The 20,557-nt window shown below is 40.8% G+C and carries 22 protein-coding genes; 3 read left to right on the top strand and 19 right to left on the bottom strand.

Annotation, left to right across the window (positions count from 1 at the left end; translation table 11 throughout):
• Positions 1-40: 40 nt before the first annotated feature.
• The 10 genes from DCK90_RS03395 to rsgA form a co-directional block, all read right to left on the bottom strand.
• Entirely contained in the window at positions 41-1,111 is a 1,071-nt protein-coding gene (locus DCK90_RS03395) for a hypothetical protein (protein ID WP_108244785.1), read from the bottom strand.
• Positions 1,112-1,196: 85 nt separating this feature from the next.
• A complete protein-coding gene (locus DCK90_RS03400) occupies positions 1,197-1,913 on the bottom strand; it encodes a hypothetical protein (RefSeq protein WP_108244786.1) in 717 nt (238 codons plus the stop codon).
• Positions 1,914-1,917: 4 nt separating this feature from the next.
• Positions 1,918-2,493 carry an RNA polymerase sigma factor gene (locus DCK90_RS03405; RefSeq protein WP_108244787.1) on the bottom strand — a complete coding sequence of 192 codons (576 nt, stop codon included), beginning with the start codon at positions 2,491-2,493 and terminating at the stop codon, positions 1,918-1,920.
• Between the two features lie 110 nt (positions 2,494-2,603).
• Entirely contained in the window at positions 2,604-3,578 is a 975-nt protein-coding gene (locus tag DCK90_RS03410) for a polyprenyl synthetase family protein (RefSeq protein ID WP_108244788.1), read from the bottom strand.
• Positions 3,579-3,791: 213 nt separating this feature from the next.
• Positions 3,792-4,832, bottom strand: a complete 1,041-nt coding sequence (gene rlmN, locus DCK90_RS03415; RefSeq protein WP_108244789.1) for a 23S rRNA (adenine(2503)-C(2))-methyltransferase RlmN — start codon at positions 4,830-4,832, stop codon at positions 3,792-3,794.
• 73 nt (positions 4,833-4,905) lie between these two features.
• Positions 4,906-5,955 (bottom strand): tRNA preQ1(34) S-adenosylmethionine ribosyltransferase-isomerase QueA, encoded by a 1,050-nt coding sequence (gene queA, locus DCK90_RS03420; protein WP_108244790.1) that lies wholly within the window; start codon positions 5,953-5,955, stop codon positions 4,906-4,908.
• An 87-nt stretch (positions 5,956-6,042) separates the two neighbouring features.
• Positions 6,043-7,272: a 3-phosphoshikimate 1-carboxyvinyltransferase gene (locus DCK90_RS03425; RefSeq protein ID WP_108244882.1), complete on the bottom strand. Its 1,230-nt coding sequence runs from the start codon at positions 7,270-7,272 to the stop codon at positions 6,043-6,045.
• A 69-nt stretch (positions 7,273-7,341) separates the two neighbouring features.
• Complete coding sequence (locus tag DCK90_RS03430; RefSeq protein ID WP_108244791.1) at positions 7,342-7,668, bottom strand: nucleotide pyrophosphohydrolase; 327 nt, start codon at positions 7,666-7,668, stop codon at positions 7,342-7,344.
• The gene (gene dtd / locus DCK90_RS03435) at positions 7,668-8,120 is read right to left on the bottom strand and encodes a D-aminoacyl-tRNA deacylase (RefSeq protein ID WP_108244792.1); all 453 of its coding nucleotides are present in this window, start codon (positions 8,118-8,120) and stop codon (positions 7,668-7,670) included. The genes DCK90_RS03430 and dtd overlap by 1 nt, the downstream gene beginning before the upstream one ends.
• Positions 8,121-9,059, bottom strand: coding sequence for a ribosome small subunit-dependent GTPase A (gene rsgA / locus DCK90_RS03440; RefSeq protein ID WP_108244793.1), 939 nt, complete (start codon positions 9,057-9,059; stop codon positions 8,121-8,123). It abuts the gene before it with no gap.
• Positions 9,060-9,154: 95 nt separating this feature from the next.
• Between rsgA and DCK90_RS03445 the strand changes: the two genes are divergently transcribed.
• Positions 9,155-9,595 carry a hypothetical protein gene (locus DCK90_RS03445; RefSeq protein ID WP_108244794.1) on the top strand — a complete coding sequence of 147 codons (441 nt, stop codon included), beginning with the start codon at positions 9,155-9,157 and terminating at the stop codon, positions 9,593-9,595.
• Between the two features lie 73 nt (positions 9,596-9,668).
• Here DCK90_RS03445 and DCK90_RS03450 read toward each other — a convergent pair whose 3' ends face one another.
• The 5 genes from DCK90_RS03450 to DCK90_RS03470 form a co-directional block, all read right to left on the bottom strand.
• A complete protein-coding gene (locus DCK90_RS03450; RefSeq protein WP_108244795.1) occupies positions 9,669-10,343 on the bottom strand; it encodes a head GIN domain-containing protein in 675 nt (224 codons plus the stop codon).
• A gap of 133 nt (positions 10,344-10,476) precedes the next feature.
• The gene (locus DCK90_RS03455; protein WP_108244796.1) at positions 10,477-11,559 is read right to left on the bottom strand and encodes a bifunctional 3-deoxy-7-phosphoheptulonate synthase/chorismate mutase type II; all 1,083 of its coding nucleotides are present in this window, start codon (positions 11,557-11,559) and stop codon (positions 10,477-10,479) included.
• Between the two features lie 8 nt (positions 11,560-11,567).
• A complete protein-coding gene (locus tag DCK90_RS03460) occupies positions 11,568-12,428 on the bottom strand; it encodes a prephenate dehydrogenase (RefSeq protein ID WP_108244797.1) in 861 nt (286 codons plus the stop codon).
• A gap of 2 nt (positions 12,429-12,430) precedes the next feature.
• Positions 12,431-13,573, bottom strand: coding sequence for a pyridoxal phosphate-dependent aminotransferase (locus DCK90_RS03465; RefSeq protein ID WP_108244798.1), 1,143 nt, complete (start codon positions 13,571-13,573; stop codon positions 12,431-12,433).
• On the bottom strand, positions 13,573-14,400 hold the full coding sequence (locus DCK90_RS03470) for a prephenate dehydratase (RefSeq protein WP_108244799.1): 828 nt from the start codon (positions 14,398-14,400) through the stop codon (positions 13,573-13,575). The genes DCK90_RS03465 and DCK90_RS03470 overlap by 1 nt, the downstream gene beginning before the upstream one ends.
• A gap of 377 nt (positions 14,401-14,777) precedes the next feature.
• Here DCK90_RS03470 and gldA point away from each other — a divergent pair, with 377 nt between their 5' ends.
• Together gldA and DCK90_RS03480 are read left to right on the top strand one after the other, a co-directional pair.
• Positions 14,778-15,671 carry a gliding motility-associated ABC transporter ATP-binding subunit GldA gene (gldA, locus tag DCK90_RS03475; protein ID WP_108244800.1) on the top strand — a complete coding sequence of 298 codons (894 nt, stop codon included), beginning with the start codon at positions 14,778-14,780 and terminating at the stop codon, positions 15,669-15,671.
• A gap of 81 nt (positions 15,672-15,752) precedes the next feature.
• Positions 15,753-17,207: a pyridoxal phosphate-dependent decarboxylase family protein gene (locus DCK90_RS03480; RefSeq protein ID WP_108244801.1), complete on the top strand. Its 1,455-nt coding sequence runs from the start codon at positions 15,753-15,755 to the stop codon at positions 17,205-17,207.
• Between the two features lie 15 nt (positions 17,208-17,222).
• Here DCK90_RS03480 and DCK90_RS03485 read toward each other — a convergent pair whose 3' ends face one another.
• The 4 genes from DCK90_RS03485 to DCK90_RS03500 all read right to left on the bottom strand — a co-directional run bounded on the left by DCK90_RS03485 (position 17,223) and on the right by DCK90_RS03500 (position 20,496).
• Positions 17,223-17,756 (bottom strand): DinB family protein, encoded by a 534-nt coding sequence (locus DCK90_RS03485; protein WP_108244883.1) that lies wholly within the window; start codon positions 17,754-17,756, stop codon positions 17,223-17,225.
• A gap of 11 nt (positions 17,757-17,767) precedes the next feature.
• Positions 17,768-18,589 carry a peptidase MA family metallohydrolase gene (locus tag DCK90_RS03490; protein WP_159075751.1) on the bottom strand — a complete coding sequence of 274 codons (822 nt, stop codon included), beginning with the start codon at positions 18,587-18,589 and terminating at the stop codon, positions 17,768-17,770.
• 65 nt (positions 18,590-18,654) lie between these two features.
• Complete coding sequence (locus DCK90_RS17085) at positions 18,655-19,317, bottom strand: helix-turn-helix transcriptional regulator (protein ID WP_234414601.1); 663 nt, start codon at positions 19,315-19,317, stop codon at positions 18,655-18,657.
• A 99-nt stretch (positions 19,318-19,416) separates the two neighbouring features.
• Positions 19,417-20,496, bottom strand: a complete 1,080-nt coding sequence (locus DCK90_RS03500; protein WP_108244803.1) for a serine hydrolase domain-containing protein — start codon at positions 20,494-20,496, stop codon at positions 19,417-19,419.
• Positions 20,497-20,557: the final 61 nt, after the last annotated feature.

A 20,557-nucleotide genomic window follows, 5' to 3' on the forward strand; every position in this document is an offset into this window, starting at 1 on the left:
CAGGATAACCTGACCGCTTTTCTTCAAGGTTCAATTATGGTTAAATATCGAACCGAAGGCCCAGTGAAATATTGTTTTGCTTTACATCCGCATCTTTAAAGATTGGATTAAGATCATATTTTAAATAAAGTAGTACTCCATCAAAACCCATATAGCCGCTTACCCCATAGATCAAATCGCTGCTGTTGTAATCGCGCTTTAGTTTATCCTTGACATTCTCCCCATCACGGTTGTACTTTAATTTTTGACGGGTACCCAGACTAAATCCGCCGTACCCACCAAAACCAAGTCTAAATTGATCTCTAATGGAATAACGCATGGTACGCTCCGTTTTTCTCAATTTTGACGGGCCTACTTCAAAATGAACAGGAAACACTAGATTGTCCATTCTAAACTTGGATTTATCCAAATCGTATTCGAATTCCTGTAATACGGTTTGCCCCTCTTCCTGTACAAATATTCTGTTTCCATCAGGTTTTAATCCATTGAACTGAAATGAGAAACCGTAGTTGAAACGCAGCCAATTCGAATTCTTGAACACTCTGGTCCTCCACTGCCATCCCATTTCAAAAAAACGACTTCCACCGATTTTATAGGGGGAGTCGGAAAGCGACTGTCCTTCTATAATGGCGTTGTTCAGCCCTATGGCCATCACAAAGTCGGAGTAGGTTCTCCTGTCATACTTAATCTCCTTTTTCCATCTATTGGAATTAAAAGTAATGGCGGGTTTCCCATCAATGAGCAAACCTATCCGCATACGATCGCCGTAAATAGTATCTATTTCTCTCAATGTTAGCACGTCTCCTTTATTTCGCTCCAGCAAAGCAATTTGGTTCTCAACAATGGCAACACGGTTCTCTATGTTCAAGGCGCGCTGTTTGGCCACTTCTTCTTTTAATATCCTGGCCTCATTTTCCGAAATATCACCATCCTCCAAACGCTGGTTAATATCCCTGACCTCAAACTTTAGGGCATTCTTTTCCTGTTCAATGATTCGCTGTTTTTCAATTTTCAACGCTTCTATTTTCTTTTGATAATCTTCTTGTCCCCACACAGAATGTGCAACAAGGAACAAAAGCAAAATGGTCGAATAAAATGTAATTGTTTTCATGATTGTGTTTGGATTATAAACCTCCCTCCTCCCTGCCCGGTTGGACAGGAAGTTGTAGAAGGTTCCACTTGATTGATGAATAATTTTATTGGTTTCGGTCCGCCACTGCCGTCCGTACTTTTAAGTATCCAGATTTTAGAGCATCAAAAATTTGGTCTCGGAACGATTCATCCAGTTCGTCCTCCACTTCTGCCAAGAGTGACATGGCATCAACGGAACTACCGTCAGTGAATAACTTATCCGTTAAAATCTGTCTTTGTGCTGCTCGTAAAAGGGAATCCACTTCGGCATCGGTAACCTCTTGGCTTGTATTTTCCATTAGCTGCACCTGCGCCACTACTTCTTCCACTTTTTGCGCAATCAGCTTATCAGAATTAATCTTGATTTCGTCTTGCAAAGGCTTCTTGGTGCGTTGTTCGGCAACCAGTGTATTGGCATCCGGCTGTTTAAACGTTTTGGTTTCCTTTGGCCCTATGGCCTCAACTTCGGTAACGGCAACTTTGGCTTCCATCTCCGGGGTTAGTTTCTTTTCTACTTTTTCTAAAGATTTTATATCGGCTTCTTCCCGTTTTTCTGATTCTACAACTTGTGGCGCTTCCATCTCCGTATCACTATTTGTAAAAAAGAAGACCGATACCAGCACAATGCCCACAACGCTTGCAGCTATGGCATAAGGGAACCACTTCTTCTTATGCTGTGGTTTATGTTCCAGTTGCGAAGCAATTTGATCCCAAGAACCTTTTGATGGAACAATGGTTCGCTCTTCCAGTTTTTCCCTGATATGTTTTTCGAGTTTATCCATACCTCTATATTTTATTCGCCGAATGTGACTTGGGCGACATTCCCTTTAAACTTAAATTTTCCTGAAGCATCTTTCTGGCCTTGAACAGTTGCGATTTTGAGGTTCCCTCGGATATTTCCAATAGCTCTGCAATCTCTTTATGGCCATACCCTTCAATAGCATAAAGTAAAAATACCGCCTTATAGCCCTCCGGAAGTTCATCAATCAAATGTTGCACGTACTCGACATCCAAAATTCCATCGTTGGTGGTTGAGACTATTGTATTTGAATCCACCACGGCGTCGTCATATACCACGAACTGTCTTTTCCGCAAATAGGAGATACTTTCCCGGACCATTATTGTTCTGATCCAACCTTCAAAACTCCCTTTATGTTGGTATGAACTTAAATGGTTAAACACCTTGACAAAACCATGAATCATTACATCTTCTGCAAATTGAAGGTCCTTGATGTACTGCCTACAAACCCCCAACATCTTGGGCGAAAATTTATCGTACAACAACCTTTGGGCTTGCTGGTCCCCTTTGATTGATTTTTTGATCAATTGTTTTTCGTTGCTATGTAGCGTAATGATCTTCAAAAGTTTAGTTTACATTGGTGTCTCTATTTACATAGACGGGATATGGACACGAATAGTTGCCTGAAAATAAAAAATTTCAGTATTTATTTGATAATCAATAATTTAAAAATTTATTTTTTACGATCCACTACGTAGTTAACCATAAGTGTGAGGGCACTTTTGTACTCAGAATCGGGATAATTATCCAAAATGGCCAGAGCTTCGTCCTTAAACTCCAACATTTTGACCACGGCATAATCCAGTCCGCCTTTTTCCTTGACGTACTCGATGACCTCCTTTACCCGTTTTTTGTTCTTGTTGTGCTTTTTGATGGAGTTGATCAACCATTTCTTCTTTTCCTTGTCGCTATTGTTCAAAGCGTATATTAACGGAAGGGTCATCTTCTGTTCCTTAATATCGATTCCCGTAGGTTTTCCGATTTTCTCCGCACCGTAATCAAACAGATCATCCTTAATTTGAAAGGCCATTCCGCAAAGCTCTCCGAACTTTCTGAAGATTTCGACCTCATCGGAATCAGGTCGTACCGAACAAGCGCCCATGCTGCAACACGCGGCAATTAAGGTCGCAGTTTTCTGTCGGATGATATCGTAGTAAACGTCTTCCGTAATATCCAATAAACGGGCCTTTTCAATCTGGAGCAATTCCCCTTCGCTCATATCGCGTACCGCATTGGAAATAATATGAAGCAAATCATAATCCTTGTTCTCCAAGGATACCAAAAGACCTTTAGAGAATAGAAAATCGCCGACCAAAACGGCAATTTTATTCTTCCATAAGGCATTAATGGAGAAAAACCCTCTTCGCTTATTGCTATCGTCCACGACATCGTCGTGTACCAGACTAGCCGTGTGAATTAGTTCGATAATCGATGCTCCTGTGTAGGTCCGCTCATTGACTTCGCCGTTCAATAATTTGGCGGTCAAAAAAACGAACATTGGGCGCATTTGCTTACCCTTTCTGTTGACTATATAATAGGTTATCCTATTGAAGAGCGCCACTTTGGAGGACATGGATTTGAGGAATTTTTCCTCAAAAAGCTGCATCTCATCCTCTATGGGTTCTCTTATCTGCGAAACGATTTTCAACGTAACGGTGTGGTGTTTGGTTTTGAATCTATAAAAGTAGGGAAAATGACAGAGTTGTAGGAATGAATTCTAAGTTTTAAGATACATACCTAAAACCATCGATGACCTGCATGGTGGGATGATCAAGGGTTAAGGGTTAAGGGTTAAGGGTTAAGGGTTAAGGGTTAAGAAAAAAATAATTTGAAATAACTTCTGTCGTCTATCTCCTAAAACCTAGCTTTTGTTGGCCAACTGTCCACAGGCGGCATCAATGTCCTTGCCACGGGACCTTCTTACAGTAACCGTTATCCCGTTGCGCTCCAAGGTATTTTGATACATCTCCACCGCACTGCCATGTGCCTGTTGGAACTCGCCATCATCAATGGGATTGTACTCGATGATATTGACTTTTGATGGTGCAAACTTGCAGAATTTCACCAATGCATCGGCAGCTTCCTGGGTATCGTTGATGCCTTTCCAAACTACGTATTCGTAGGTAATCCTGTTCTTGGTTTTGCTGTACCAATACTCCAAAGCCTCTCTAAGATCCTTTAACGGAAATGTGGAATTAAATGGCATAATAGAGGTGCGCACTTCATCAATAGCGGAATGTAGGGACACGGCCAATCCAAATTTTACATCCTCATCGGCCATTTTTTTGATGATTTTAGGCACTCCTGAAGTGGACACTACGATCCTTTTGGGAGACATCCCCAATCCTTCAGGGGAAGTAATCTTATCTATCGCCTTCAGCACGTTATTGTAGTTCATCAACGGTTCGCCCATACCCATAAAAACGATATTGCTCAAGGGTCTGTCAAAATACAGGCGGCTTTCATTATCTATGGCCACTACTTGGTCGTAGATCTCATCCGGGTTCAAATTCCGCATCCGTTTTAAACGGGCGGTAGCGCAAAATCGGCAATCCAGACTACACCCAACTTGGCTGGAAACACATGCAGTGGTCCGAGTTTCGGTTGGAATCAAAACGGACTCCACTACCAAACCATCATGTAAGCGAACGGCATTTTTGATGGTACCATCGGAACTACGTTGCATTTGATCTACACGAATATGGTTGATAACAAAGTTATCTTCCAACATCTGCCGGGTCTCCTTGGAAATATTGGTCATTGCATCAAAATCGTGGGCAGATTTCTGCCATAGCCATTCATACACTTGATTTCCTCGAAATGCCTTGTCTCCCTGCTCCACAAAAAAGTTGCGAAGCTGCTCCTTTGTCAAAGCCCGTATGTCCCTTTTCTTGGTTTCCATCTCTTAAAGATAAGCAAGAAAAAATCCCGCTGGCAATTGGCAAACGGGATTTCTCTTCTATGAAATTTTGTTTTTAAAGAATCAACATGGCATCACCGTAGGAATAGAATCGGTATCCTTCCAAAATGGCCTGCTTGTATGCTTTCTTGATCAAATCATGACCGGCAAATGCCGAAACCATCATCAACAAAGTAGATTTTGGCAAGTGGAAATTTGTGATCATACAGTTTGCGATGCTGAAATCGTATGGAGGGAAGATAAACTTGTTGGTCCAACCTTCAAACGTGTTCAATGTATGCTCGGAAGAAACCGCGCTTTCCAAACCTCTCATCACAGTGGTTCCCACGGCACAAACTTTTCTCTTATTGGCCTTGGCATTGTTCACTACTTCAGTTGCCTTTTCATCGATTACCAACTCTTCGCTGTCCATTTTATGTTTGGACAAATCTTCTACTTCAACTGGATTGAATGTTCCCAAACCAACGTGAAGTGTAACCTCAGCAAAGTTGATTCCTTTTATTTCCAGACGCTTCAACAAGTGCTTGGAAAAGTGAAGACCGGCCGTTGGAGCGGCTACGGCACCTTCGTGCTTTGCATAAATGGTCTGGTAACGTTCCTCATCGTCCGGAGTTACCTCGCGCTTAATATATTTTGGTAGTGGAGTCTCGCCCAGTTCCCTTAGTTTTCTTCTAAAATCGGTATAGGAACCATCGTAAAGGAAACGCAATGTTCTTCCTCTGGATGTGGTGTTGTCGATTACTTCTGCCACCAAACTTTCGTCATCACCAAAATAAAGTTTGTTCCCGATTCTTATTTTTCTGGCTGGATCCACCAAAACATCCCAAAGACGTTGTTCTTGATTAAGTTCCCTTAACAAGAAAACCTCGATTCTGGCGCCTGTTTTTTCCTTGTTACCAAAAAGTCTGGCAGGAAAAACCTTTGTATTGTTCAAGACCATTACGTCATCTTCATCAAAATAGTCGACTAGGTCTTTGAACATTTTATGTTCAATTTTTCCGGAATCCCGGTGAATCACCATAAGTTTGGATTCATCCCTGTGCTCTGCGGGATATTCTGCCAATAATTCCTTGGGCAATTCAAAATTGAAGTTTGATAATTTCATCTGGGCTTTTTTTCGATTTTTTTAAAGAGGGGCAAATATACGACCTACCGATAGCGGATGTCAAGTAATTTGATGATTAATTGTGGATTACATTTCCTTTACACCAAATCCTAGTGTAACCAGATCGTTCCAAAAATCGGGGTACGACTTGGAGACCACTTCGGCATCATTCACCACAAAATCCGCTTTGAGCGCCAACGGTCCAAACGCCATTGCCATTCTGTGATCGTTATAGGTATCAACTTCGACTCCATTATTTAGCTGTGATTGGGCAGTAAGGGTTAGGCTTTCTGAATCAATGGCAACAGTGGCACCAAATTTTCCAAGTTCAGTTTGTAAGGCCGCCAAACGATCAGTTTCTTTGATGGGCAGTGTGTGTAAGCCCGTGAGATGACATCCAATTCCTAAACCTAAACAAGTTGCCGATATGGTCTGGGCAATGTCAGGGGCATTGGAAAGATCATACTCCAAATGAGCCGATTTTACTTCGGAAGTTTTTTTGAGGAGAATGGTATTATTGGAAAATTCGGTCTGCACTCCAAAATCTTTATAGATGTTGGCCAACACACTATCACCTTGCAAAGAATTTTCTTTGTACGAAGACAATTGTAGCTCGGTGCCGATTTCGCTCATTGCGGCAATGCTGTAAAAATAACTTGCCGAGCTCCAATCCGATTCGACCACCACAGTGGTATCCCCAACGTTTGTTCTTGGTGACACCTTGATGTTATTTCCTTCGAACGAGGTTTCCACACCTATTTGTCCAAGAAGTGCCAAGGTCATTTTTATGTAGGGCACTGAAGTAATCTTGCCGACTAGTTCCAATTCTATTCCATTCTGGAGACTTGGCGCCACCAACAATAGCGAAGAAATATATTGGCTGCTGATATTGGCCGGTAGGGACACCGAGCTTTTTTCCAGTTTTTTTCCCGTAATCTTTAAAGGGGGATAACCCTCTTCTTTTACATATTCAATATCCGCACCAAGTGATCTTAAAGCATCCACCAAGACTTTGATTGGGCGTTCCTGCATGCGTTGAGACCCTGTGAGCACCACTTGCTTTCCCTCTTGGGTGGCAAAATAGCCTGTTAAAAATCGCATCGCCGTCCCGGCGTGGTGTATATCCACTTCACCCTTGGATTTTACCAAGCCCTTTTGCATAACTTCTCCATCATCTGAATTGGAAAGATTCTCAATTTTGATGTTTGGAAACAAGGCCTGCAACAAAAGTGACCGGTTAGTTTCACTTTTTGAGCCCGTAATCGCTATTGATTTTTGAATTTTTCTGTTATCGGGAGAAGAAAGTTGGAGTCTCAATTCTTTATAGTTTGAATGAATTGTCAAAACTAGAAAAAACGGGCCTAAACTCCTTTTACGAAGGCAACTTTATTTGAGCTTTTTGTTATTTTGATGACGGTCGTGGTCGCGTTTGGTCTTTAAGTCCAATTTTTTATCGAACGCCTCTTGAAGATCGATACCTGTTTGATTGGCCAGGCAAAGTACCACAAAAACAACATCGGCAAGCTCCTCTCCCAAATCCTTGGCCTTATCGGATTCCTTTTCGCTCTGCTCACCATATCGTCTCGCAATGATTCGAGCCACTTCCCCCACCTCTTCCGTAAGCTGTGCCATGTTGGTCAGTTCGTTAAAGTATCGAACGCCATGATTGTTTATCCATTCGTCTACGGCTTTTTGTGCGTCTGCTATGTTCATTATTCTTTGTTTTTTGTATCCATTGTAATGGTAACCGGACCATCGTTGAGCAATTCTACTTTCATGTCCGCACCGAAAACTCCAGTGCCCACCTTTTTGCATAGTTTTTGCTCCAAAACCTGCACAAAATCTTCATACATGGGAATCGCTATATCCGGTTTTGCCGCTTTGATGTATGAGGGACGATTTCCTTTTTTGGTCTGCGCATGAAGGGTAAATTGACTTACCACTATAATATCGCCTTGAACATCCACCACCGAGCGGTTCATTACCTCATTTTCATCATTGAAAATACGGAGGTTGAGAATTTTATTGGTCAACCAATCAATATCCTCCTTGGTGTCGGCATCTTCAATACCCAACAATATTAAAAGCCCATGACCTATGGACGAAATCAATTCTCCATCAACGGTTACGCTGGCTTTTGAAACTCTTTGCAATACTGTCCTCATTTATCTTTCCCTGTATGGATTATCTTCATCGCCTGTTACCATTTGCACGTAGCTCCTATAACGGCTGGCTGCAACCTCATCATTCTCCAAGGCTTCCTTTACGGCACATTTTGGCTCATCCAAGTGCAGGCAATTATTGAATTTACATTCGGATTTCAATTCAAAGAATTCCGGGAAATAATCACCGATTTCATACTTGTCCATATCCACAATACCGAATCCCTTTATCCCGGGTGTATCAATAATCCGTGCATCGAACGATAGGTCGTACATCTCAGCAAATGTAGTAGTATGCTGTCCCTGCATATGCTGTTCGGAAATTTCGGCGGTCTTTAGTTCAAGGCCGGTTTCCAGCGCATTCACCAAGGTAGACTTGCCCACCCCGGAATGTCCTGCGAACATGCTCGTGGCACCCAACATCAATTCTTTGACCTTATCCACGTTCTTGCCCTGCTTGGCCTCAATAGCTATGCATTTGTACCCGATTTTTGTATATAAATCCATCAACCATTGTACCTCAAATTTTTCTTCCTCCAAATAAGAATCCATTTTATTAAAAAGGAGTACAACGGGGATATCATAAGCCTCGGACGTAACCAAAAATCGGTCGATAAAGCTGGTGAACGTTGGCGGATTGTTCAAAGTGACCAATAGAAACACTTGATCAAGGTTCGATGCTATAATGTGGGTCTGTTTGGATAGTTTTACCGATCTACGGACGATATAATTCTTACGCTCCCCGATTTCAGAAATTACACCGATGGTCTCATCTCCAATATTTTCCAGATGGAATTCGACCATGTCTCCCACGGCAACAGGATTGGTACTTTTTATGCCCTGTGTCCGGAACTTTCCTTTGATACGGCATTCGTAAAACTCTCCATCCGAAGATTTTACGGTATACCAGCTTCCAGTTGATTTATAAACAGTTCCGTTCACTATTTGTTTATATTTTGATTACAAAGAAACAATATTACTGCTTATTCGTCGTATATCTTTGTTAACAGTTTTAACAATCATTAACTTAATCTATTATGAAAAAAATCGTTTTGGCTGCAGTAGTACTTTTTGCAGCTACGTTTACCATGAGTGCGCAACAGTACCATGTAATTACCAGTGTGGAGTCCATTGTACCCAATGGATTGGGAAGATCAAGAATCATTAATGCACTGGAAGAGAAAGATTACAAAGAATTTACGAGTGTCCAGACCGAGGACGATAACACACGGAACAAATCTGACAGGAGCGAGATTCGAGTGAAGAATTTTGAGGAAACCAAACTTTTGAACTTTTACAACATTGGCGGTATTCGTTTCCAGAACATTGCGGCCAACGACGCCATGATCACTTCCATGATCAACGACATGGTTTCCAACGGATGGGAACTGGCCTTTGTGGTGAGTGGTGTGGAAAGCGAAGGTGGAAAAGGTGACGGACAGGGTATTTTTATTACCCGATACATCTTCAAAAAATAAATATGGGCGATTGATTGCCAAAAAGAAAAAAGCCCTCCAAATTTGGAGGGCTTTTTGTTGGCAACAAGTTTCATTAATCCTTAATATAGACTCTTCCGCCTACAAAAGTTTTTTTATGGACCGTTTCTGGATTTCCATACACATAAACGTCACCCCCGGCCTTTACATTGATATCTACCATTTCCGAAGCAAATACATCGGCTTCGCCACCGGCTGAAATTTTAACATCGGTAGTAGTGGTCCTAAGCTCACGACCTTCAAAAATTCCGCCCGTGTTCAATACAACACTCTGGTTTTTGGCCAATCCGGACGCTTTTACAATTCCTCCTGTAACGGCACGCACTTCTGCGTAATCAACATCCATACCTATGCGGATCATAGCGCCCTCTTGGGCCCTCAACTCAATCTTACTTTTTTGCACCATCTCGTTACAAGTAATTTGTGCGCCTTCGTTTCCGTCTATTACATCGAGATTGGTATAATAGACTTCGATCATAGTATCCTCTCCCTGAAACTTTTTGTCCAATTGCATCCTCAGTTTCAAGACCCCGTTTTTGTTCACCCATTGGATATCGTCAACATTCCAACCTTTGATCATTATCTTATTCTCGTCGGATTGGATCAAATTGACCTCAATCAAATCAAAAACTTTGATTTTGTTGAATTCCCCGACCTCGGTATCAATAATCCGTTGGGAAAACATGACTAATGGCAACAATAGAAGGCTCAGTGTGTATATTTTTTTCATGATAGAGTGTTTTTACTTTTGAGAGATGACCCTTTTTCTTGATTGTTACAGTTTAAAACAAAAAAAACCGCCCTTGGTGTCAAATTAATTTTAACCAAGGGCGGCTTTAGAAATACCAGCTTAAAAAATCTTGTTATGCGTTGATTATCTTTTCTTGGTGGTTGATGGATTCTTGGTGAATCGCTTTGAACATTTTTAAGATAAACTCTTCGCTCAAACCTCTTTGCTCCCCTTCAAGAATCATGTTTCCTAAAATGGCGTTCCACCGATTGCTTTGCAATACGGCAACGTTCTTTTGTTTTTTCAATTCACCGATACCATCAGAAACCTTCATTCGTTTTCCTAGCAAATCAATCAATTGATTGTCCAACACATCAATTTGTGCCCTAAGGTTGGTCAACTTGCTGTTGTATTCGGCTTCCTCATCAGTTTCCTTTCTAATTCGAAGATCTTTCATAATCTGAACCAGTGTTTTGGGGGTTACTTGCTGTGCAGCATCACTCCAAGCATTGTCCGGATCGTAGTGTGTTTCGATCATCAAACCATCAAAGTTCAGATCCAATGCGGTTTGGGATACATCAAAGATCATATCACGCTTACCGGTAATGTGGCTAGGATCGTTTATGATTGGCAAATCAGGAAACTTGGTTTGCAACTCAATAGCCAATTGCCATTCTGGAATGTTTCTGTACTTGGTTTTTTCATAGGTAGAGAATCCTCTGTGGATCACTCCCAATTTCTCAATATTGGCAGAATACAAACGCTCAACAGCACCCAACCACAAGGAAAGGTCTGGGTTTACCGGGTTTTTCACCAACACGATCTTATCTGTACCTTCCAAAGCATCAGCAATTTCTTGAATAATGAACGGACTTACGGTGGAACGCGCTCCTATCCACAATAAATCTACATCATACTCCAACGCCAAATCTACGTGTGCCCTATTGGCCACCTCCGTAGCGGTTTTTAAACCGGTTTCTTCCTTAACTTTTTGCAACCACTTCAATCCAATGGCTCCAACTCCCTCAAAGTTTCCAGGACGAGTTCTTGGTTTCCAGATTCCGGCACGATAGTAATTCACATCGGTATCTTTAAGTTCATGTGCGATCTTCAGCACTTGATCTTCGGTTTCGGCACTACATGGACCTGCAATTACCAAGGGATGATCTAAATTCATGTCATCCAACCATTTCCTCATTTCCTTTTTGTTTTCCATAATACTCTCTATTTTTTTGTAAGTGGTATTCCTTTTAGTATTTGTTTTATTTTATTGGTATTACTCATTTCTTGGTGGACATTTTCAAAATCGTTGTCCACGATCAGTTGTTTGAACCTTGTAAGGTTCTCGATGTATTCTTCCAGCGTTTCCACAACATTGTCCTTGTTCTGCTCAAAAATCGGTGTCCACATATCCGGGGAACTTTTTGCAAGTCGAACTGTACTCTCAAAACCACTTCCCGCCATGTCAAAAATATCACGCTCATTTTTTTCTTTCTCAATTACCGTCTTTCCCAACATAAAAGAGCTAATGTGTGATAAATGAGATACGTAGGCAATGTGTTTGTCATGTGCCTCTGGGTTCATATAGCGGATTCGCATACCGATCTCCTGAAAAATGGCCAGTGCTGGTTCCTGAAGTTTAAATGCTGTTTTTTCGACTTCGCAAATAATCATGGTTTTTCCACTGTACAATCCTTCCAAAGCTGCGGTCGGACCAGAAAACTCGGTTCCTGCAATGGGGTGACAGGCCATAAAATTTCTTCGTTTAGGATGGTCGGCAACTTGCTCACAAATCAATCGTTTGGTGGAGCCTGCATCCATCACCACGGTTTCATCTCCGGCAGCATCCAAAATTTTAGATAGTTCGGCCACTAAGACGTTCACAGGGATGCTTACGTAGACCAAATCTGCAGTCTCCAAATCTTGGTAGTCGCCCTTTTTATCTATAATCTGAAGTTGAAGTGCCTCTTCCAAATGAGCATCACTTTTGTCCACTCCAATAATTTCCGTTTCAGGATGCACCCTTTTTACATCCTTGGCAAAAGAACCGCCAATCAACCCAACTCCTATGATGACTACTTTCATAATTAAAATCTTTCTATGGCTTCTTTGATTTTTTCTTCGCTCACGCAAAGTGAAAAACGAATATAGCCTTCGCCATTACTACCAAAAATAGTTCCCGGAGCAATAAAAATATCTTTATCGTGCAACACTTCATCTATGAATTCTTCCGAAGCCTTGGCTGCTTCCGGCAACTTGCACCATACAAACATGCCTACGGCATTTTTATCATACGTACAACCTAATTTATCGGCCAATTGGAACATCAATTCACGTCGCTTGGTATACACCTTGTCCAACTCTTCGAACCATTCAGGGCCACTCTTCAATGCGGCAACTGCACCTTTCTGTATTCCGTAGAACATTCCAGAATCCATATTACTCTTTACTTTCAACACTGCATTGATGTGCTCTGCACTCCCCAGTACCATCCCAACACGCCAACCTGCCATGTTGAAAGTCTTGCTTAAACTGTTCAGTTCCAAAGTGCAATCTTTTGCTCCTTCAATGGACAAAATACTAGTTGGGTTATCCGACAGTACAAAACTATATGGGTTATCGTTCACCAAAAGAATCTCATTTTGCTTGGCAAAATCCACCAATATCTTGAGCTGTTCCAAAGACGCAGGCGCTCCGGTAGGCATATGCGGGTAGCTTACCCACATTAGTTTGACCTTGGACAAATCCTTTTGGGATAATTCCTGTAGATCCGGAAACCAATTATTTTCAGCTTTCAAATCGTAGGTAACGGGTTTTCCGCCCACCAAGTTGGTCACCGATGCATATGTTGGGTATCCGGGGTTGGGCAGGAGAACCTCATCGCCTTCATTCAAAAATGCCATGCTGATGTGCATGATTCCTTCTTTGGAACCCATTAATGGCAAAATCTCCGTGGATGCGTCTACGCTTACCTCAAATTTCCGCTGATAGAAATCCGAAATCGCCTCCCGCAACTGCGGCAACCCTTGATAGCTTTGATACTGATGGGCCCCTGCCTCGATAATGGAATCCCTAAGGGTTTCCAATACCTGTGGTGATGGAGCCAAATCTGGGCTGCCAATCCCCATATTGATAATTGGTTTTCCTTGGGCCATCAATTCCCTCACTTCTCTCAGTTTTTTGGAGAAGTAATACTCCTGTACGGTATTTAATCTATCTGCTGTTATCATTACAACAATGCATTTTTATATTCTCCCAAAACCGTGAAATCCTCTGCCATGATCTGCATTAAAGATTTAGTTTTGGCAAAGTGCTTGTATTTATCAAAAGTCACGTCGACGAAAAAAGCATACTTCCAAGGGGTCTCGATTACAGGTAGGGATTGAATCTTGGTCAGGTTCATATTGCAATCGCTCATCACATTCAACACCGTTGCCAAACTACCTCTTTTATGATCGGTTATAAATCGCAAGGATGCCTTATTGATTTCTTCCTCAGGCAACACTTTATTCTGCTTTTTTAGAATTATGAACCTAGTTGAATTATTGACGATGGTTTGAATATTATCTGCAATAATCTCCAAATCGTATAGTTCAGCTGCCATTTTTGGAGCAATTGCGGCAATGTGTCCCAGTTCTTCCTCTTTGATTCGTTTCGCTGTCTCTGCCGTGTCCACACTTTCCACCAATTTGATTTGTGGATGCGCTTTGAAAAACTCCTTACACTGCAACAAGGCCATGGGATGTGAATGTACCTCTTGGATATCATCAAAAGTTTTCCCTTTCATAACCATAAGGTTATGGTGAATGTTCAAGTAGTGCTCCCCAATCACATGGATATTGTTGTGGTATACTAGATTGTAGTTTGGAATAATGGAACCGGCTATGGAATTCTCAATGGCCATAATACCTTTGTCCGCAGCACCTATGATCAAACTATCGATTACGGCATCAAAAGAGTTGCACTCGAGCAATTCAATGTTTTCTCCGAAAAAATCCGTGGCCACCTGATGGTGGTTCGACCCTTTTATTCCTTGTATGGCAACTTTTAATTCCATTGCAAAAAAAAAGTCCCGATGTATCGGGACTTTATAAATTGGTTATACTTTAAACGTATCTATAATAGTCCCGTACCTCTCTCAAAAAAGAAGTAAAAATAAAAACGGTTCCAGAAATACGTGTTTGTCATCTCGTTGTTAATTGTCGGCTAATTTAGGTATTCAATCGGAAACAGACAGAGATTCCTAAATTTTTTTTGATTATTTTCAAAAAAGAGATTTTCACTGCACATTATTTTACAGAATGGACTCTTTTTTGAGAATTCTTACCATAAGAGCATTTACATATAAATTCCATTTGCAAAATCCTTGCTTTTGAAAACCAATGATTAAAACAAGTAAAAGTGTATTTTTGGGATACCTTAAATTCAACTTTAATGTCCATCACCGTACAGAACATTACAAAGACCTTTGGCGCACAAAAAGCATTGAACAATGTTTCATTTACCATCAACAAGGGTGAGGTAGTGGGTTTTTTGGGACCCAATGGCGCGGGAAAGTCCACCATGATGCGGATTTTGACGACTTACTACAAAGCGGACAATGGTGAGGCTACTGTAAATGGGTTCGATGTTTTACAGGCCGAAAAAGATGTTCAGAAAAGTATCGGTTATCTACCAGAGCACAATCCGCTGTACTTGGAGATGTACGTTAAGGAATACTTGGCCTTCAACGCCGATGTTTATAAAGTTGACAAAGCCAAAATAAATGAGGTTATAGAACAAACCGGATTGTCTCCCGAAGCCCACAAAAAAATTGGACAGTTATCCAAAGGATACCGTCAGCGGGTTGGACTTGCGGCAGCATTGTTGCACGACCCGGAAGTTTTGATTCTGGATGAGCCCACCACTGGGCTCGACCCCAATCAATTGATTGAAATCAGAAAACTGATACGCGAAATCGGAAAAGAGAAAACCATTTTGCTTTCCACACATATCATGAAGGAAGTCGAGGCAGTTTGTGACCGAGTAATCATCATCAACAAAGGAGAATTGGTGGCCGACAAAAAACTGGAGGAACTCCGTGAAGCTGAGGAACAAATCATCGAAGTGGAATTTGATTATCGTGTGGAAGAACAACTTCTACAACAAATGCCCAATGTTTCCAACGTTAAAAATATAGGTGGATTCGTTTATGAAATCACCTTCAACACTTCAAAAGACATGCGGCCAGCCGTGTTCGATTTTGCTCACGACAATAAACTAAAAACACTTCAACTCAGTAGAAAAAACAAAAATTTGGAAAGTCTTTTCACTGAGCTGACCGCCTAATTTCCTCTCAACAACCTTGCTAAATGGGATGGAAAACCGTTCCAAATATGGTATTTTTGCGGTTCAGAAGAAAACGGACCTATGAAGAAGAATACCGCCAGATTGGAACTTTCCAAGGAAGAAATGAAAAGCTATGGTTATCAAATTATTGATGCCATTGTGGACCATCACGCCACTCAACATGAAAAACTCCCCGTAGCGCTAGGCTCACGGGAGGAAATGGACTCTTTGTTCTTGGAAGAAGCTCCCGAACAAGGAATGGATCCTTCTAAAGTACTCGATTTTGTTCTAGACAAGGTAATGACCAATAGTGCCAATATGGCGCACCCAAGGTCATTTTCATTTGTTCCGGGCCCTAGTAATTATGTGAGTGTAATGGCAGACGCCTTGGCAACGGGTTACAACATCTTTTCTGGTGGATGGGCAGCTAGCCCGGCCGCTGCCGAACTAGAAATAGTCACCATTCAGTGGTTGTTAAAAATTTTCGGCTTCCCCAAGAAGAAAGGTGGGGGCATTTTTACCAGTGGTGGTTCCATGGCCAATTTAACCGCCGTGGTCACTGCTAGAAGAATAAAATGTGGCGATGATTTTTCCAAAGCCGTTATTTATCTGTCGGACCAAGCACATTCTTCAAATATAAAGGCGATTCGTGTCCTCGGCTTTAAAAAAGAACAAATCAGAATTATTCCAACAGATAGCGAGCTCAAGTTTTCCGTAAATAAATTGAAGAACTGTATCGCTAAAGACCGATTGGAAGGTCTTTATCCTTTCTGTTTGATTGCTACGGCGGGAACAACCAATACCGGTACTGTTGACCCATTGGTGGAATTAGGAAAAATATGTAAGAAAGAAGATATTTGGTTCCATATTGATGGTGCCTACGGTGGTGCGGCCATTTTGTCCCAAAAGGGCAAACAGGCGATGAAAGGCATTGAAAAAGCAGATTCGTTGACGGTAGATCCACACAAATGGTTCTTCCAACCCTACGAAATGGGCTGTCTTTTAGTACGAAACCACAAAAACCTAAGTCATACTTTTACCGAAAAACCTGAATATTTGAGAGATATTGAGGGCAACACTTCCGAAATTAATTTTTATGACCACGGTATCCAATTAACGCGTAGGTTCCGTGCCTTGAAGTTTTACATGTCCCTAAAAACCTTTGGCTTAAAGGAGTTTCGTGATGCGATTACTTACAATATTGATTTGGCCGAAGAAGTGGAAAATAAGCTTCGAGGCAGCAAAAGTTGGGAGGTTGTGTTCCCTGCTACCTTGGCTGTTATCAACTTTAGGTACAATCCCATCAATAAAAATTATTCGGAAAAGGAATTGGACAAAATCAACCAATACATTTCTGGAAAAGTGGTGGATTCGCGCAAGGCTTTGCTTGTTACCACCATTTTGAATGGACAGATTGTGCTTCGCATGTGCCTAATCAACCCTAGAACCACAATGGAAGATGTTACCGAGACTTTTGATTTGTGCAAAAAGTATGCTTTGGAGATTGAGGAACAGTTAGCATTGACAAAAATGTAACTACTGGGTTCCGAATTATTGGTACAAGACATATCTTGGAGGTTTTATACCATTCAACCTCAAATAAACAAGCATTTGACCTCTGTGATGGGTTATATGATCCGCCAGTAACAACAAAACTTGTCCTTTTGTTCTGTCCAGACCAAAATAATCCAATCTTTCGTCAAGCCTTTCTTCCCCAAAATTTAGGATAAACTCTATGGTTGTATCAAATGTTTTATCAATTGTGGCAATCATTTCATTTTTGGATTTTTTATCAACTTTTAATTCGGTGTCGGTATTCCAATCCCTTGGTTCGCGATTGCCCAATAGGGACTGACAATGCCAATCCATTGCCCAACCAATATGCATCAAGTTTTCTTCAAAGCTCATTGATTCAGATGTTGCTCTAAAATCATACTTTTCTTCAGGCATATTTTCTGCAACGAGGATTAAATACCGTCTTGAATTTTCCAATCTCTCCAAATATTCAGCTAAAAAGCTGTTTTGTTGAGCAAACAATGTTGGTATCAGCAGAAATTGGAATATTAATATGGATATGTACTTCATAACATCGGCAATTAATAACAACCCTTACTAAATTCCTCCCAAACGATATTGGGTGCCTTAGGATATTTAAGCACCATTGCCTTTTGTAAATCCTTCTCGATTTTCGGATAAGAAATCCCATATATTTCTTCAAACTTTTGAAATCCTCCCGTCCAAAGTTGTTTGAATTGCTCCAAACTATAATTCTCCAATAAATATTGAACGATATAACCTGATTGATGGTACGCAATCATTTCCGATTGGTCATAAAAGCTTGAAGTTAAATCCTCAATTGGGATTAATCTATGCTCGGCAAGAAGATATCTATAAACATCCGAAACACTATATCCATTACAATTGTTGGCCGCATACGTTGCGATTCCCTCATTAATCCATGAGCTACTATTTTTAGGATATCCCAAATCCAACAATAACATCAAATGCATCAATTCATGTTTTATTGGAGAGCTTACTTCACCCTCTTTAGATACTATATTGACAGTGCTCCAATACGGATAGGCGGTTCCCGAAGACCTTGTCCCTGTGTATTTAAACATTTCATCTCTCGAAGACATAAAACGAACATAAATAGTATCATTAAAAATATCCTTTTTGAGAATTCTCTTATTGTGCTCTATGGCATCGAAAGTCTGTGCTATTAAATCATTTTTAATATTGAACGCATATCCGTTTTCAGGAAATTCAAAGTTTACGTTTTTAATCAGTTTGGAAATTTTAGTTTCTTTAACCCAACCCTCATTAATATTGGCTTCAGATTGTAGTTCCCTTTCAAAACATCCTAGCAATGTTAAATGAATAGTAGTGACAAAAAATATCTTGGTTAGCCGCTTCAAAGTCGTATAATTTTGAAACAAATGAAGCATGAAAATAACCCTGAAAAAAGTTTTTGCGGTACGATTTAGGTACTAGCACCCGTGCTGTTTTTCAATAATTCCTGCCTGTTGGCCACATTTAATTTACTGTAGATATTGGTAATATGGCTCTTTACCGTACTGAGGCTGATAAAAAGTTCTGTAGCAATTTCCTTATTGCTCTTGCCCTGAATAATCAAATTACGGACTAAGGTTTCCTGCTTGCTCAATTCGGGTAAAATTGGGTTACTTTGCCCATTTTTTTGTCTTAGGAATAGGTAGGCCAAAATTACAATCAGTACTAATAGACCTGCATTCAGCCATGTGCTCCACTTTAATTTTTTCATTACGGCTTCTTGGTTGATGTAAGTCAGCTTTTCCTCCAAAAAAAGATATTCAGATGGGGCAATTTCGCTAGCCTTCAACTTTTTCAAAAGCCCTGAATAATAGGATGGATTTTCGGCTATATCCCGATTCAAAAGATTCTTTTCATCCAAAACTTTGATGGCCACGAGCTTTACCTCCAAAATTCTGAGCGAATCTCGAGCGTAGCCTGTCAACTGGTATTCCTTTTCACTCCTGGTTAAATCTGAAGCTTGCAGAATCGCTTCAAACTTTTTGAATTTTTTCCATTCCAAAGAGGTCAATCCTTTTGATACACTATCCTTTTCTGACCGAATCGAGTCTAAAGAGAAAATTTCGTTTGCCAATGAATTTTGGTCAACTATTAAAAAAAGAAAAATAACGAGAAACAGAGCCTTTTTCAAAATGTTGGTGTTTGGAATAAATTTCCGCAAAAATCATGAGGTTCACAAGCGTAAAACAGCATCAATCGCCTCATCTAAAATCGGTTGCACCTTTGGATCCGTACAATTTATAAGGACAGCAAACACTTTATCTTGCTCTGGATAAACAAAAAGATTCGTGTATGCCCCAACATTGCTTCCGATGTGACCCACAAATTTCCTACCTACAGAATCTTGGCTGACCTGAAACCCTAAGCCATAATACGTGGGTTTATCTTCTATGATTTGAGAAGTCAGTAATTGGCTGTAAGTTTCCTTTTTAAGAAGTTTTTGCATCAAAATGGCCTGTCCCAGTTTCGCTACATCCTCGCAAGTGGACAAGTAGCCCCCACCTGCCAATTTGTAGGCGTTGTTTACCTGAACAGCATCCGTAAAACACAGTGACCTCTTCGTGTAGAATTGTGCTTTAAAGGTATCTGAGCTAGCGATATTCTCAAGTTCATCTGGAGAAAAGGTGCTTTGCATTCCCAAAGCGTTCAAAATGTGTTCCTTAACATAGTCATGAAAGGGAACACAACTAGCTTCTTGCATAGCCAGGGACAGCAATACAAAATCAAAACTGTTGTAGAGATAGCTCGTTCCTGGTTCGTAGAATAACGGATCGTTTTTAAACACATCAATACCCTCTTTTATGGAGTAATCTTGATTCAAAGCATATTCCTTGCCTCGATACCCACGAATACCCGCGGTGTGGCCCGCCAGTTGCCGTAAGGTGAAATCATATTTCTTTTTTGGGAAATATGGCAGATAAGTGTAGATGGATTCATCCAAATCCAAGATGCCGTCTTCCATCATTTTACCCAAAGCCAAGCCAGTAATGCATTTGGAAATACTCGCGATGCGAAAAACCGTACGTTGGGCATCCACCGTTTCTCTATTTTCAAAATTGGAGAAACCATACCCTTTTTGAAGCACCACGTTCCCTTTATCCAAAATGGCAACCGCTAACCCAGGAACCTTTTTTTCCGCAACTAGATTATGGAAAAGTGCATCCGCTTTCTCCAATCCCATCAATCCATCGAATGACCTGACCTTTGGAAATGGTGAAAATAGGTTCTTAATATGTGTGAGAAAATTTCCCAAAAACTTGATTTAAGCCTCAAAATTAAAGAGAAATAGTGAAGCTAGACAAGAATAGTGCAAC

It is taken from the genome of Muricauda brasiliensis (genome assembly GCF_003057865.1).
In the GTDB taxonomy this organism is placed as follows: Bacteria; Bacteroidota; Bacteroidia; order Flavobacteriales; family Flavobacteriaceae; genus Flagellimonas; species Flagellimonas chongwuensis.

Bases quoted from the DNA above. Each gene is read 5' to 3' on its own strand.
- DCK90_RS03395 (WP_108244785.1), bottom strand. From the start codon at position 1,111: ATGAAAACAATTACATTTTATTCGACCATTTTGCTTTTGTTCCTTGTT.
- DCK90_RS03400 (WP_108244786.1), bottom strand. From the start codon at position 1,913: ATGGATAAACTCGAAAAACATATCAGGGAAAAACTGGAAGAGCGAACC.
- rlmN (WP_108244789.1), bottom strand. From the start codon at position 4,832: ATGGAAACCAAGAAAAGGGACATACGGGCTTTGACAAAGGAGCAGCTT.
- queA (WP_108244790.1), bottom strand. From the start codon at position 5,955: ATGAAATTATCAAACTTCAATTTTGAATTGCCCAAGGAATTATTGGCA.
- DCK90_RS03430 (WP_108244791.1), bottom strand. From the start codon at position 7,668: ATGAACATAGCAGACGCACAAAAAGCCGTAGACGAATGGATAAACAAT.
- dtd (WP_108244792.1), bottom strand. From the start codon at position 8,120: ATGAGGACAGTATTGCAAAGAGTTTCAAAAGCCAGCGTAACCGTTGAT.
- DCK90_RS03445 (WP_108244794.1), top strand. From the start codon at position 9,155: ATGAAAAAAATCGTTTTGGCTGCAGTAGTACTTTTTGCAGCTACGTTT.
- DCK90_RS03450 (WP_108244795.1), bottom strand. From the start codon at position 10,343: ATGAAAAAAATATACACACTGAGCCTTCTATTGTTGCCATTAGTCATG.
- DCK90_RS03455 (WP_108244796.1), bottom strand. From the start codon at position 11,559: ATGGAAAACAAAAAGGAAATGAGGAAATGGTTGGATGACATGAATTTA.
- DCK90_RS03460 (WP_108244797.1), bottom strand. From the start codon at position 12,428: ATGAAAGTAGTCATCATAGGAGTTGGGTTGATTGGCGGTTCTTTTGCC.
- DCK90_RS03465 (WP_108244798.1), bottom strand. From the start codon at position 13,573: ATGATAACAGCAGATAGATTAAATACCGTACAGGAGTATTACTTCTCC.
- DCK90_RS03470 (WP_108244799.1), bottom strand. From the start codon at position 14,400: ATGGAATTAAAAGTTGCCATACAAGGAATAAAAGGGTCGAACCACCAT.
- gldA (WP_108244800.1), top strand. From the start codon at position 14,778: ATGTCCATCACCGTACAGAACATTACAAAGACCTTTGGCGCACAAAAA.
- DCK90_RS03480 (WP_108244801.1), top strand. From the start codon at position 15,753: ATGAAGAAGAATACCGCCAGATTGGAACTTTCCAAGGAAGAAATGAAA.
- DCK90_RS03485 (WP_108244883.1), bottom strand. From the start codon at position 17,756: ATGAAGTACATATCCATATTAATATTCCAATTTCTGCTGATACCAACA.